General features: G+C 52.4%; 12 protein-coding genes, 1 tRNA gene and 1 pseudogene. 2 read left to right on the forward strand and 12 right to left on the reverse strand.

What is annotated here, in order from left to right; genetic code table 11:
- Positions 1 to 31: 31 nt before the first annotated feature.
- Genes E5358_RS06865 through E5358_RS06875 form a run of 3 tightly spaced genes read right to left on the reverse strand, consistent with a single transcriptional unit; the run spans position 32 to position 4,836 of the window.
- Complete coding sequence (locus E5358_RS06865) at positions 32 to 1,630, reverse strand: pectate lyase (protein WP_135939489.1); 1,599 nt, start codon at positions 1,628 to 1,630, stop codon at positions 32 to 34.
- 38 nt (positions 1,631 to 1,668) lie between these two features.
- On the reverse strand, positions 1,669 to 3,429 hold the full coding sequence (locus E5358_RS06870) for a pectate lyase (RefSeq protein WP_135939490.1): 1,761 nt from the start codon (positions 3,427 to 3,429) through the stop codon (positions 1,669 to 1,671).
- Between the two features lie 54 nt (positions 3,430 to 3,483).
- The gene (locus tag E5358_RS06875) at positions 3,484 to 4,836 is read right to left on the reverse strand and encodes a pectate lyase family protein (protein WP_135939491.1); all 1,353 of its coding nucleotides are present in this window, start codon (positions 4,834 to 4,836) and stop codon (positions 3,484 to 3,486) included.
- Between the two features lie 279 nt (positions 4,837 to 5,115).
- On the opposite strand from E5358_RS06875, the gene E5358_RS06880 reads away from it, so the two are divergent.
- Positions 5,116 to 5,532 carry a hypothetical protein gene (locus E5358_RS06880; protein WP_135939492.1) on the forward strand — a complete coding sequence of 139 codons (417 nt, stop codon included), beginning with the start codon at positions 5,116 to 5,118 and terminating at the stop codon, positions 5,530 to 5,532.
- Positions 5,533 to 5,785: 253 nt separating this feature from the next.
- Positions 5,786 to 6,196, forward strand: a complete 411-nt coding sequence (locus E5358_RS06885) for a hypothetical protein (protein ID WP_135939493.1) — start codon at positions 5,786 to 5,788, stop codon at positions 6,194 to 6,196.
- Positions 6,197 to 6,315: 119 nt separating this feature from the next.
- On the opposite strand, the gene E5358_RS06890 is transcribed toward E5358_RS06885, so the two are convergent.
- The 9 genes and pseudogenes from E5358_RS06890 to E5358_RS15565 all read right to left on the reverse strand — a co-directional run.
- Positions 6,316 to 7,863: a YifB family Mg chelatase-like AAA ATPase gene (locus E5358_RS06890; RefSeq protein WP_135939494.1), complete on the reverse strand. Its 1,548-nt coding sequence runs from the start codon at positions 7,861 to 7,863 to the stop codon at positions 6,316 to 6,318.
- A gap of 87 nt (positions 7,864 to 7,950) precedes the next feature.
- Complete coding sequence (locus E5358_RS06895) at positions 7,951 to 8,919, reverse strand: DUF4369 domain-containing protein (RefSeq protein WP_168354604.1); 969 nt, start codon at positions 8,917 to 8,919, stop codon at positions 7,951 to 7,953.
- Positions 8,920 to 8,978: 59 nt separating this feature from the next.
- Positions 8,979 to 9,063 (reverse strand) — tRNA-Leu (locus E5358_RS06900).
- A gap of 114 nt (positions 9,064 to 9,177) precedes the next feature.
- Positions 9,178 to 9,396, reverse strand: a complete 219-nt coding sequence (locus tag E5358_RS06905; RefSeq protein WP_135939496.1) for a hypothetical protein — start codon at positions 9,394 to 9,396, stop codon at positions 9,178 to 9,180.
- Between the two features lie 185 nt (positions 9,397 to 9,581).
- Positions 9,582 to 10,988, reverse strand: coding sequence for a hypothetical protein (locus tag E5358_RS06910; RefSeq protein ID WP_135939497.1), 1,407 nt, complete (start codon positions 10,986 to 10,988; stop codon positions 9,582 to 9,584).
- A gap of 142 nt (positions 10,989 to 11,130) precedes the next feature.
- Positions 11,131 to 11,652 (reverse strand): hypothetical protein, encoded by a 522-nt coding sequence (locus tag E5358_RS06915; protein ID WP_135939498.1) that lies wholly within the window; start codon positions 11,650 to 11,652, stop codon positions 11,131 to 11,133.
- A 205-nt stretch (positions 11,653 to 11,857) separates the two neighbouring features.
- Positions 11,858 to 12,133 carry a hypothetical protein gene (locus tag E5358_RS06920; RefSeq protein WP_135939499.1) on the reverse strand — a complete coding sequence of 92 codons (276 nt, stop codon included), beginning with the start codon at positions 12,131 to 12,133 and terminating at the stop codon, positions 11,858 to 11,860.
- 98 nt (positions 12,134 to 12,231) lie between these two features.
- Complete coding sequence (locus tag E5358_RS15560; protein ID WP_422121066.1) at positions 12,232 to 12,759, reverse strand: RagB/SusD family nutrient uptake outer membrane protein; 528 nt, start codon at positions 12,757 to 12,759, stop codon at positions 12,232 to 12,234.
- Positions 12,760 to 13,128: pseudogene (locus tag E5358_RS15565) on the reverse strand (TonB-dependent receptor domain-containing protein); the annotation flags it as partial.
- Between the last annotated feature and the right edge of the window lie 96 nt (positions 13,129 to 13,224).

Here is a 13,224-nt window from a genome sequence, read left to right on the forward strand (position 1 = left end):
CCACTGCCATATATCGTAGAAATTCCATTGCTTATTTCATGGGATAATACTCCTCGAAAGAGGATTCAGCATCGCTGCGCTCAGCCTTTGTGACGGCATCGACGAGGGTATGGCAGTAGACTTCAAGGTCTGTGTACCAGCCGCGCTTGTCGAGAGTGAAGGTTGCGGAGTTGTCCGTGCCTACGGAAAGTCCGTGCGCCCTCTCCCATTCGTCGGCAATGCCGTCGTTGTCCGTGTCGAAATCCGTCGGACGCTGTGATGTCCCGAAGTTCTTTTCGGTATAGCCGTTGACATCGGAAACAAGGTCTATGAGTCCCGGCTTCTGCGTTACGGAGCCTTTGTAGGTGGCTGTGCCCGCCTGAACCTCCTTCATGTAGCGCGCATCCACATCATCACGGTACAGCGATGCGCCACTGTGCGCGATGACTTTCATGTATGCCTTGTCAGCCGTGTGCGTCGTGACGCTGCCGGAAGGGCAAGGCTTCTCCATGCGGATTGGCACACATTGCTCGCCGTTCTCGTTCGCAACGTGCTTCACGGAGCTGCCGTAGAAGTTGTGGATGTCCTTGGAACAGATGTCGCCGTTGATGTCCGACACACCTTTGCCATAGCTTACGCCACGCCAGTCGCGGTTGGGAGTCTTCTTGCCGGCGGTGGTCTCGGTGGTGTTTCCAGAGATGTAGTAACGGCTTGTCATACCGAAATACTCGTCGTTGCCGGTCATCGAATTGGCAGCCTCCGCCACCGACACAGTGGTTACGCGCTCCTGACTGCCCTTTCCCGAAGGACCTGCCTTGTAATAGTTGTTGACCATGTTCACCTGTCCTCCTCCGGGACCGCCGTAGCATGTGCCTTGGGCGTTGTACATCAGGCAGTTGCGGAAATCAACTATCTCCGACTGTACAGGATTCTCCCATTTGTAGGTGCTGTAAAGGTGGTTGTCCTTGTAGCCTTCCCAGCCGTTTCTTGCGCCGTTGAAGCGCGGTCCGCGGTTGGAGACGTGGGCGATGAGGTTATGGTGGAACGATGCGAGTTTGCCGCCCCATATCCCTCCGTAGCCGTGTGCGCCCTTGGAGTGTCCGGGATTGGTAAGGCTCTCGGCTACGGTGCACCACTGCATGGTGAAGTTGTTGTTGTCATAGAAGGACGCAACCTCGTCGATGCTCCATGAGAAAGAGCAGTGGTCGAGGATTATTCCTGTCCTTCCGCGTGCATAAGAGGCGTCGGCACCGTCGTTGATGTCACGCTCCTGACCGCGCCGGAAGCGCAGGTAGCGGATGATGTTGTTGGACTCCGGGCTGACGGTGTAGTACCTCAGGGTGATGCCCGGAGCAGGGGCAGTCTGCCCCATGACGGTGGTGTTCTGCCCGATTTTAAGGTTTTTCTCCAAGGCGATGACACCTCCGACATCAAAGACGACAATCTTCCTCTCGTTGCCTTTCACCGCCTCGCGCAGCGAACCGGGACCGTTGTCGTTGAGGTTCGTGACATGGACGACCTTTCCGCCACGCCCTCCGGTGACATATCTGCCATGCCCTTCCGCACCGGGGAATGCCGGCGCACTGTCAAACTGTGCCAATGCAGCCACAGGCAGGGTAGCAAGGAGCATGGAGAGTAGTTTATGTTTCATGGAAATATATTCTTTTTTGCTTTGTTCCTGCTGTCAGATTAATCAATGACCTTTGTCGAAATGCGCTGATTGTTCTTAAGGATTACGGTCTTGATTTTCACGCCTTTCGCGTTTGCGTCTATGCGCTGTCCCTGCAGATTGTGGTACATTGTGGCAACAACCTCCTTGTCACCGACAGTGGTTCCGTCGATTCCGGTGGAGACAAATGCAGGATAATACTCGTCAACAGCATCAATGGCGTCGGCATTCTGTGCCTTTACTATGTGCTCCACAAGTGAGTTGGCATACACCTCAAGGTTTGTGTACCAGCCGCGTGTGTCGATTGTAATCAATGAAGCGTCACTTGCATCGTTAGGATTCAGACCGTTGGCAATCTCCCAAGCGTCAGGAATGCCGTCCCTGTCTGTGTCAAAGTCTGCCGGACGAGTTTCTCCGGCAGCCGGACTCAACCATGGATAAGGATTGCCACCCGTATAATCAGGAATCACATCAACACACTTGTCAAGGATTCCTTTCCAACCGTTCAGAGAACCTGTATAAGTGACGGTTCCTGTACGTGCTTCCTCCATATAGCGTGCATCGTGTCCGTCACGATAAAGGCTTGCGCCTCCGTATTCAAGCATCTTCTGAAAAGCCACTTCCGCAGAATGTGTTGTGACCTCACCGGCGTGGACAGGCTCATCGAGAACAACTTTCACACATGATTTTCCATCATAAGTAACGTGCTCTCCTGAATAATAATTGTTGTTGTCTACTGTATATTTTTCTCCGTTTATGGTAATATGTCCATTGTCAAACAATACACCATTCCAATCATAGCTTTCCGGTGCTGACGCTGCATGTACATAATTGCCATTTATGTAGTAACGGCTTGCCATTCCAAGAAGAGCAGTCTGTGTGCTGTTACCCGACTCTCCCACGCTTGCCTGAAGCACACGTGTTTTGTTTTTTGTTGCAGGACCGGCCTTATAGTAGCAGTTCACAATGTTGCAATATCCTCCGCCCGGGCCGCCATAACATCCGTTGCCGTTACCCCAGTTGTAATAAACATTGTTGCGAAAGTCTACTCGCTCAGCCTCAACCGTGTTTGGATATGCGGTCTTGTCATATCCGCTCCATTGGTAACGGGCACCGTTGATTCGTGGCACACGATTGTTCACATGAGCTATCATTGTATGGTGGAACGAGGCATTCTTACCTCCCCAAATGCCGCCATAGCTGTGAGTACCCTTTGTGTGTCCTGAAGCCAAGCCCTCTGCGCACACGCACCACTGCATTGTGAAGTTCTTGTTGTCATACCATGATGCAACCTCATCCGTGCTCCATGAGAATGAGCAGTGGTCTATTATTATGTTGCTCCTGTTACGTCCCCATGCTGCATCAGCACCATCATCCGTTGACACAAGTTCACCACGACGGAAACGGACAAAACGTATAATGACATTATTAGCCTTGTTCTCAAAAGTCTGGTCGCATATCGTTATTCCACCGGGAGATGTCTGCCCAAGAATTGACACATCTCCATTTTTGATTACAAGGTTTGACTTAAGGTGTATGTCACCCGCAACGTCAAACACTATAATTCTTTTCCCCAACTGCGACAGTGCAGCACGCAGCGACCCTGTGCCGCTATCGTTAAGGTTTGTCACATGGATGACCTTTCCGCCGCGTCCTCCGGTGGTGTATCGCCCATGCCCCTCTGCACCAGGGAATGCCGGAGCTGTCTCTGTCTGTGCCGCTGCCAACAACGGCAGGGCAGCGAATAGGAGTGTAAAAGTTTTCTTTACAATAGTCTTCATTTATTTTTCAGTTGTTTTGTTGTCCTTCTATAAAATATTTTTACCTGATTTTTTTCATTTTACTGTCTTGCGACCCTTCTTTATTTTCACGCCATTCCCCGACTTCGGGATAGGCTGTCCGGCAAGGTTGAACGTGTCCGTGGAGATGTTTGACTGTGCGGAGGCATTGGTTATGCCCGTGATGTTGCGGAACAATGTCGCGCCGGCGTGGACGGTAATCTCCTCAGGCACTGCGGAAGCGTCCATCGGAGTGTAGGCATAAGGCATTGTGACCGTGCCGTTTGTGGTGAGGTTATACTTGCTGTCGGGGTTCACGGCTATGTTTCCGCGGCACTCATGCGCCCTTGCGTTCTGCGCCTGGAAGCACTTTCTGACGTCCTTTGCGAAATGGTTTCCCTCGATGAGCATAGCCACCTTGTTCCTCGCGTTTATGCACGGCGAGGAGTTTCCGGGGCAGTTATAGTAGTTGTTGAGGAGGTGCAGCGTGCCATAGCGTGCCATCGGCATGCGCGCCATGCAGCCTTTTCCCCACATGTTGTTGGCGAAAGTGATGTTGAGCTTTCCCTCGTCAGCAGGCGATTCCTCCGCGCTGCACACAAGATTCGTGAAGGAATGGGAATAGGAACGCTCCGTATAGCTGAACGTGCACCAGCTTACGGTGACGAAATCCGACTGCATGGTGATGTCGAAATTGCCGTCCATGCCGTCCGTAAAGTCACAATGGTCCACCCAGATGTGCTCCGAGGAGGTCATCTGCAGCAGGTCCGTGCCGCCGACATCGATAGAGCCCGGACCTACAAACCTCAGGTTGCGCACAATGATGTTGCGGCATTTTGACATTTGGAACACACCCGCCCGGCGGTGGTCCTCGTTGCCGTACATGTCGAGGAGCGTCTGGCGCGTGTGCTGCTCCTGTTCCTCCGCGACATAGACGCCGTTGCTCAGGTAGCCGCCAGTGCCTGCATTGCCACTCATCGAAGGCACTCCGGCATCGTCAAGCCGCTTCTTTGCCTCAGGCGTGACAAACCATTGCGTGCACAGCCGCGCGCCGTTTATGCCGAGCAGCGTCTTGTCCGCCAGTCCTTTCAGCGGCACAGCCTTGGAAAGTAGGAAATCGCCTGCCGAGCCGTCAAAGACAATCACATTGTGGTTCGTCACCGCATCAAGCACTTCGGCATACATGTCCTTGCCCGTGGAGGTCAGAGTTTTCACCCTGCCGGCATCGATTCCGCTGAACGGATAATCCTTCACACCGCCTCCGGTGACACGGAATTCCTCCGCCCCACTGTCGAGTGACGAGCACACAGCCATACCAAAAGGCGCGTTGAGGTCATGGACCGACTGTCCGTAGGATGACAGGCAGACCATAAAGAGCATTGCCGAAAGGATGATGTTGCGCAGTATCATAGTTTTCCAAGCGTATACAGTGTAGTCTATTTTGAATATAACGGCAAAACCGAAGGTTTAGTGTACGTGCATATTATAAAATGTGTGAAAAGTTCTTTACTGTCGTTTCACACTGATTCTTTGCGCCTTGATTTCATCGCAACGCATGCCTCAGGCACATGAAAGGCGGTTCACAATTTTTAACCGCCAAACTGTTTGCCGTTTCATGAAAAACGTGTAAATTTGCAGCCGATAACAAATATTTCCATGAATACCGGTTTATAACCTTGGGAAAACAACATGTCACGACGACGGATTCACATATTCCTCCTGACGCTCATTGCGCTGTTCTCATGCACGGACTTGTATGAGAAGACGGGCGACATGCTCATCGGAACAGCGGTGGAGAGCGAGGAAGTCCGCAGCCGGGCAGCCGTCCTGTCATGGGATGACAGTAGGGAGACATCGATGGCACAGCCGGGCGAGACCGTCACTGTGCCTGCATGCCTGCCCACTCCGCCGGCTCCACACAGCGTGGCAGCCGCAAAGCATCTCCGTACAGGTAAGACGCTCCTGCGCATGCCGTCGGCAATCGTCGCCGACAGGCAGACCCGCCGTCATCATTTCCCAGTTTTCTTCGCAAAGGCAGGCACCGCCTTTGTCTCGCCCCATGCGGCAAACTATTATGTGTTTGCCCTGCGGCGCATGTTGTGTTAGATTTTTTCCGTTTTCATGCATGCCCTATTGTTTGCCCGCCCGACATCCGTCAGGGCGCGTGCCGCGGCATGCACAAAATCCACAGATAACAGTCCTGTAGGCAAAAGGTAACGCTTTGCCGTGTGAAAGGCAGCCTTTCGCATGGTAAAAGACGACCTTTTGCAAGGTAAAGCGTTACCTTTTATAAAACACTGAGACACAGATAGTTTCAGGAAGTTATTTCAAAACAAGCAATAAAAAAACACAAATGAAAATGGAAAAGACAAGCACTATATACCCACTTGTTGAGAAAATCATCAACACCTTGCCTGAGATAGAGCGCAGGCGCAACGGTCTGCTGAAGACAATCCTTGGCAGCAAGTACACACTGACCTATCTTCCTACCGGCGCGGAGGTGAAGCCCTACCGCGAGACTTACGGCGTGGGACTGGCTGAGGACATAGAGCGCATGGTGAGCACCGGCATGATTTCCGACCTGCCTGCCCTCAAGCCTTCTGCCAACGGCAATGTGATGATTCAGGCGTACATCAGCCACGACCTCCGGTTCTGTGCCATCCAGGCATTGCGCTTCCTGGACTTCGAGTATTCGCCGGTGACGAAACCTTGCGTGTACACCGATGACAAGGCGTACGAGATTGTATGCAAGATAAAGGGAATGGCATAGCAAGACTACCCCGGGCTGACATCATGGTGTGGCAGCCCGGGGTAGTCGTTTTGGTCAATATTGTCATTAATGTCAGTAGTGACAATATTATCGGTTTGGTCAGTACTGACCAAAAAAAACTATCCCCATCTCTCCGCCCAGTCACCGCGGTCAAGGGTGCGGTAAGCGATTGCCTCGGCGAGATGATGCGAGAGGACGGAAGGCGACGCTTCGAGGTCGGCAATGGTGCGTGCAACCTTCAGTATGCGGTTGTAGGCGCGGGCAGACAATGACAGACGCTCCATGGCATCGCGGAGCATTGCCAGTCCTGCGTCGTCAGGGGCGGCATAATCATGAATCATGCGCTCCGTCATCTGCGCATTGCAGTGGATGCCCTTGCAGCCCCTGAACCGCTGCTCCTGTATGCGCCGCGCGGCGATGACACGCTCACGGATTGCCGACGAAGGCTCTCCGGGCGACTGCTTGCTGATGTCCTTGAACGGGACGGGCGTTATCTCACACTGGATGTCTATGCGGTCGAGCAGCGGACCGCTGATTTTGTTCATGTAACGCTGTATCTGCCCGGGAGTGCAGACACAGTTGTGCGTAGGGTCGTTGTAGTATCCGCAGGGGCAAGGGTTCATGGACGCCACGAACATTATGGAACATGGATACTCTATTGTGTATTTTGCGCGCGAAATGGTTATCTTCCTGTCCTCCAGCGGCTGACGCAGCACCTCCAGCGTACCCTTGCTGAACTCCGGCAGTTCGTCGGCAAAGAGCACGCCGTTGTGCGCCAGACTTATCTCGCCGGGTTGTGCCTTCGTGCCGCCGCCGACAAGGGCTACCTGCGAGACGGTGTGGTGTGGCGCGCGGAACGGACGCCGGGAAATCAGCGAGACATCGCTGCCGAGCTTTCCGGCAATGGAATGTATCTGTGTCGTCTCAAGACTTTCGGCAAGCGAAAGCGGAGGAAGAATGCCGGGAAGTCGCTTTGCCATCATCGACTTTCCACTGCCCGGAGGACCTACCATGATAAGGTTATGGCCGCCTGCCGCGGCAACCTCAAAGGCTCTTTTCACACTTTCCTGCCCTCGCACATCGGCGAAATCAAGGTCAAAGTCCGTCTGCCGGGCGTAGAACTCCGCCCTTGTGTCGACAAACACCGGCTCATCCGTACGCATACCGTTAAGGAACTCCACGACATCCGTTATCGTCGCCATGGCATGGACATCAAGATTGTTCACCACGGCTGCCTCCCTGCCGTTCTGCATGGGGACTATCAGTCCGCGGAACTTCTCCGCCCTCGCGCGGATGGCTATCGGCAGCGCGCCTTTTATGGGTTGCAGGCGTCCGTCAAGCCCTAATTCTCCAACAAGCATGTACTCGCCGAGACGGTCAGCGGACACCTGTCCGTCAGCGGCAAGGATGCCGATGGCTATGGGCAAATCGAAACTTGCGCCCTCCTTTTTCAAATCGGCAGGCGCAAGATTGACGGTAATCCTTTTGCAAGGATATTCGTATTTGTTGATTGTTATGGCGGAATGGATGCGGCTCTGCGCCTCACGCACAGCCTCATCGCCAAGTCCGGAGAGGAAGAATTTCTCGCCTTTTGTGGCGTTCACCTCCACGGTGACGGTCTTCACGTCAAGCCCGTTGACCGCCGCGCAGAATGTCTTTACAAACATTAGGGTCAGGTTATTGGTTTCAGTTGAGTCAGTTATCTCAATTATGTCAGTAATGACATTATTGTCAGTACTGTCAGTATTGACTGGTTATTTCTTGAGTTCCTTCACCAGCTCGTCGACAGAGAGGTCGCGGGCAGCAATCTTGCCGTTGCGCACGACAATGTTCCGGCGTGTCTGGAAGAAGCCCAGTTTCTTTGCTACAGGACTGTCCGCCATTCTTCCGTCACAGAAGACAGGGAAGTCACGCTCCTCCCTCTTAAGCATAGCGTCCGACGCATCATAGGACACGCCAAGGATGCCCCACTCTCCCTTTGTGTCCTTCCTCTCGTTGGAAAGGCGACGCAGAATGGCTCCGCTCTCAAAGTCCCATGAGGCGAAACAGCAGACAACCCATGTCCCTTTCCTAATGTCCGGAAGAGGGTCACCCATGATGTCCGTGCCGGCAATGTGCTGCACGGCAGCCCCTTTGGCAGAGCGGCGCAGCTCGTCAATCTGTGTCTTGAGAATCTTCAGTGCGGCATTCTCCTTCTGTACGACAAGCATCCTGTCTGCCAGTGCCAAAGCAGCGTCATAGTCAGGCGAGGGCGAGGCAAGGATATACCGTCGCAGGAGATACATGCCGACAGGCGAATCGGGATTCTCCTCCACAAAAGCCTTCAGCTCCTTGGCAACAGCCTTGCTGTCCTTGGCACTGCCGACAGCCTTGCGGAAACGTGTGAGGAGCTTGTTCTCGTCGCCTCCCTCTACCTCCAGTTCCTGCAGGTTATGGGCATTGCCTTCCATGGATGCCGACTCTCCCGGCGTCACAAACACCGGAATCTCCACACCATTGGGCAGCATTATGACCGCCACCCCCTCATGCTTGCAGACAGGTTCGTAGGTGAAGCGTCCGCCTGCAACGGTGATGGTGTCAATCCCCTCCAGGGAACCGTCAGGGCTATAAACATAAAACTCACCCTGATTAAGGTTCAGCAGATGACCTTTGAGCCTGAAATGCCCATTGTCAGGTCCGCACGCAACCAATATCAGCGTGAGTAGCAGAAGTATGTTTCTCATTGATTTGTATGTCCTTTCTTCCCGGCTCCGGCGCATGAAGAAGCCTTTCCGCCAAGGAGTACCGCGAGCGGGACTCGAACCCGCACGGCCGTTTCGGGCCAGGAGATTTTAAGTCTCCAGTGTCTACCATTCCACCATCGCGGCACATAAAAATGTGTCTGTTTTGCAAAATTACTTATTTTAATCAAGATTTAAGAATAACAAACTCCTTAATTAAGTTTTTTTATGATTGTCAGCCGGTGTCGTCAGCCTGTCACTTCAGGTGCCATACGATCTTGTCGGCAAGGCTCTTGCCTGCCTTGACCTCGATGTCAATGTCGCAGACTTTCCGCTGACATCCTTCTGCCCGAGAATCACTCCCGGAGAACCGTAGAAGAGTGGCGAGATGCAGTCCTCGCCCGTGACAATCAGATGGACAGGGTGGTGGATTCCGCCATAGACATTGAAATATCCTCCCTGCCCTGCGCACCCATACACATAGCTGCCACGAATGGCAATAATGTGGCAAGAAGCCTTGATTGTTGTAACATGTGTTTCATATATTCCTGTTTATTTGCTGTTGTTGACATCAATTCTTATCACACTCGCCGCGTCGGAAGGGCGGCGCGCATTCTTAGGTATCGTTATCCGCAATCCGGAAGGGGTCTGCCATGACCCGTGATTTATTGAAAACAGAGATGCCATGCTGTGGCACCTCTGTTTTTTTTCTTTATCAAGCCAAAAAGATGATGCGTATTATTTTCCAGCACGACCTTTTTGCCACTCTTCACAACAATGCCTTTATAGTTGTCGCCAACTCTCCGGCCGGAGAGGTTGTAGCATGCGTCCGCAGCCTTTACGGGAGCGGCAGGGCAAGAGTTTATGCCTGTTGTGGAGAACGATGTGTCCATGTCTTCACCCATAATGGAGTTTGCGTAAACCTCAAGTGCTGTGTAACCATCACTGTTGACCGCATTGTTGTCCTGAACACCGACTGTCAGTCCGTGGGCACGCTCCCATTCGTCGGCGATGCCGTCGTTGTCACTGTCGAACTCTATGGCGCGTGTCTCTGATGGGGCGGCAGCCTTGCAGTAGAGGAAGCCGTTTGCATCATAAGCCATCTCGTCGGCAAGGTCGGCAGGGTCGTCGATTATTCCGCTGTCAGCGTATCCGTCTTTCCAGTCACCATTGTGTGAGGCAGAACCGGTGCGGCACTCTTCCACGATACGCTTCTCGATAGCGTCACGATTGATGCAGCCTACTTTCTCGAGCACATCGTTGTAGGCTTCCTCTGCGCTCTGCATCTTGTCCTTCAGCGTGTAAGCGTTTATGTCAAAATGATATATAGGGAAGAACACTTCAGGCACAAGGAAATCTTTGCTCAAAGGGGCAAGGGCAGCATTGCCGTCAGTGGCAAAGCCAAGTGAGTTGTCAGCAGTGACGGCGTCGCTGCCGTCCATGTGGTTGCCGCCAAGATGCCATTCCGCGAGCTGTGAGGAGACTGTGGCGCGCACAAACTTGAGGTTTGACTCATTGACAGCCTTTCCTCCACGTCCTCCGGAGGCAAACTTGCCGAAGCCTTCAGCAGTAGGGAAGGCCAATAGCTTTTGTGACGCGAGAGGATAGTGGACTTCTCCCGGTGTCTCAGGCTCTTCTCCTGCCGATGGGGAACTCACCTCCTTGTCATTGGCACGGTTGGCGAAATCCGGTTCAGGCATTCCGTCCGCCCCTGTCTTCCAGAGATATGCGCCATCGATGTCAGCGGCATTTGTGTTGAGGGTGGCAATGGTTGTTACCATGTCTGCCACTGCCACAGACTTGCACGATGCGTCACAAGCGTAATGACCGGTGCCGGTGATGGTTGCCTTCAGCTTTCCGCCGCGATGGGTGGTGGTGATGTCTGCGACGCAGACATCGAAGTTGCGGATAACGCAGATGTTAGGCCAGAAGCAGTTTGTTGCCGCAGCTGTCTCATCGCTGATTTCCGGACATACAGCCCCACACCATTTCATGGATGTCTCCGCCCATATGCGAGGGCCAAGCTCTCCGTGATAGAACGAGTTGGTGAGGCGAATAGTTCGTCTTGGCATTCTTGACGTTTGCCGACTGCGCCCATGCTGCCAAAGCGGAACTGCCGAGCAATAGCGACACGCATAATGTCCTGATAATGTTCATGGTTAATGGTTGGTTAATTCAAAAGATTATTTTGAACTTGCATTCAGTGGATTATTATTACTTTACACGCTGACCGGCAATATTGAAGTCACCAACCATTATCTGACCGTTCTTAAGAATCTTCTTAGGAGCGACCCTTGCTGCTTCAGTGTTTTCAACATCCCGGATGCCTGTGCCTGTTGTCTCATCGCCCAAAGCGCCTGCGTTCTCGGCAGCGTATGCCTGTGTCTGTCCGCCTGACAGGCTGTAGATGATGATTTGCTTGCAGTTCTTGACATAATAGTATTCCATGTTGTTCTGGCGCTTGCTCGCATAATAGCCTTGGCTGAACTTCACGCCGGTTTCTTCGTCAAGATAGTCCTTTGAGAGACAGACCTTCACAGCCTGACCGGCATTGCCACCGGATTTGTAAGCGATGCCGGTCTTCTCATATGCCTTTGCCAAGTCTTCATCACCAAGGCTCACGCCTACTGTGTCTTTGGTAAGATAGACAGCATAGTTCTTATCGACTGTCGTCACTTGTGCATCTGCCGCCATAGCACCGAGTGCAGCAATGGCTGATAGCAAAATTTTCTTCATGGTTAAGTTAGTTTTTTTTAGTTATTGGTTTTCAAAGGCTTCTTGCAGTGTCATGCACCGCAAGAAACCTGCTTTGACTAATCAAAAGAAACAAAATTATTTCTTCAAGAACTTCTTGCCGTTCCTGATTACCACTCCCTTGTAGCTTTCATCCACTTTCTGGCCTGCAAGGTTGTAAGTCATGTTGTCATTGGATGCCTTTACCTCAACACCGCTGATACCGCTGACTGCGCCCGGAACAAAGGAAATCTCCGAGAATCACCAAATCATCAGAAGACCAGAGAGCCTCACCGGCAGGGATGCCGAGAAGATCCATTGACCATCCGCACCAGTCGCCATACCATTCAGCGTGGGCTGCCGCTATCTCAGAAGCGTCGGTCAGGCATACGTATCTTGTACCGTCAACCTGTGTGAGGATGTTCTCCGCGTTGGCTGACATTGCACCACAGAGGGCAAGAATAGAGAGTAGAGTTTTTTTCATTATAGCTCTGTTTTTGTTTGGTTAATGTATATGTTCTTTTTTTCCTTGGGAAGAGTTTTAGAGACCGGGCAGTCCCGGTCTCTAAAAACACAATGTCTTTACTTGAAATTCTCGATACCGCTGTTGGATGTCTGTCCGTAGCCGTTGTCACCGTACTCCTCAGAGTTGAGGATTGTGGAAAGGAACTCAGCCGATATAGGGCGGTTGTAATGATAAGGCTTGAAAGACTTCGCCGCACGCTTGTTGTACTTTTCGAGGCGTGTCTCGAAAGCGTTGTGGCGCTTCAGCAATGCCCAGCGTGAGAATTCTCCTGCCATCTCTCGAGCGTACTCGTCGAAGATATCATCCTCTGTGGCAGAAGCGAGCTTCCACTGGCTCTCTGTTGCTGTTGAGCGTGCAGCGCGCTTGCGGAGGACGTTGAGGTATTCTGCAGCCTTGCTGCCGTTGCCAAGCATCTGCTCCGTCTCTGCAGCAAGGAGGTAGATCTCTGCCATGCGCATGATGTACATGTCGCCGATGTGGAGCCACTTTGTTCGTGCGTCATTTGTATTTGTGCCGTTAGCAATGAAATCAGCTGCTCCGTCACCGAGGGAAATGACCTCATTCTTATTGACGGAGAATGTCACGGTAGTCGTCCATTCGAAATCACCCTTCTTCTTTGCTGTGAACGGACGGCCTATCGCTGTGAGCTCGAAACCATGGTTGCGGGTCTCGGCGATGTTGTTGTACATTGTGTACATCTCTGTGGAGCTGTATCCGCCGTTGGTGACAGGGATTGCCTGGTTCCAGATGACGCCGTCGGTGTTTGTGATGTAGTACTCGGCAGAGACATCGACACGTCCGTTAAGCACTGATGCGTCAAGACCGAAGTTCCAGCTCTTGGACTTCTCCCATGTGAGCGGAGTGTTGGTAAGCTCTTTCTTGAACTTGTACTGGGTGTAGGTCTGGTCGCCAAGTCCTGATGTCACAAACTCCGGAATAGCGGAGGGTAACACTTCATCATGCGGAAGGTAACGTTTGACAAGACAAAAGGTAAGACTTGACAAGGCAAAGTCTTACCTTTGGTTTTGCCTCATGACAGCCGGAAAAAA

The organism is Palleniella muris, assembly GCF_004792655.1.
In the GTDB taxonomy this organism is placed as follows: domain Bacteria; phylum Bacteroidota; class Bacteroidia; order Bacteroidales; family Bacteroidaceae; genus Prevotella; species Prevotella muris_A.

Bases quoted from the DNA above. Each gene is read 5' to 3' on its own strand.
- E5358_RS06865 (WP_135939489.1), bottom strand. From the start codon at position 1,630: ATGAAACATAAACTACTCTCCATGCTCCTTGCTACCCTGCCTGTGGCT.
- E5358_RS06870 (WP_135939490.1), bottom strand. From the start codon at position 3,429: ATGAAGACTATTGTAAAGAAAACTTTTACACTCCTATTCGCTGCCCTG.
- E5358_RS06875 (WP_135939491.1), bottom strand. From the start codon at position 4,836: ATGATACTGCGCAACATCATCCTTTCGGCAATGCTCTTTATGGTCTGC.
- E5358_RS06880 (WP_135939492.1), top strand. From the start codon at position 5,116: ATGTCACGACGACGGATTCACATATTCCTCCTGACGCTCATTGCGCTG.
- E5358_RS06885 (WP_135939493.1), top strand. From the start codon at position 5,786: ATGGAAAAGACAAGCACTATATACCCACTTGTTGAGAAAATCATCAAC.
- E5358_RS06890 (WP_135939494.1), bottom strand. From the start codon at position 7,863: ATGTTTGTAAAGACATTCTGCGCGGCGGTCAACGGGCTTGACGTGAAG.
- E5358_RS06895 (WP_168354604.1), bottom strand. From the start codon at position 8,919: ATGAGAAACATACTTCTGCTACTCACGCTGATATTGGTTGCGTGCGGA.
- E5358_RS06910 (WP_135939497.1), bottom strand. From the start codon at position 10,988: ATGCCAAGACGAACTATTCGCCTCACCAACTCGTTCTATCACGGAGAG.
- E5358_RS06915 (WP_135939498.1), bottom strand. From the start codon at position 11,652: ATGAAGAAAATTTTGCTATCAGCCATTGCTGCACTCGGTGCTATGGCG.
- E5358_RS06920 (WP_135939499.1), bottom strand. From the start codon at position 12,133: ATGAAAAAAACTCTACTCTCTATTCTTGCCCTCTGTGGTGCAATGTCA.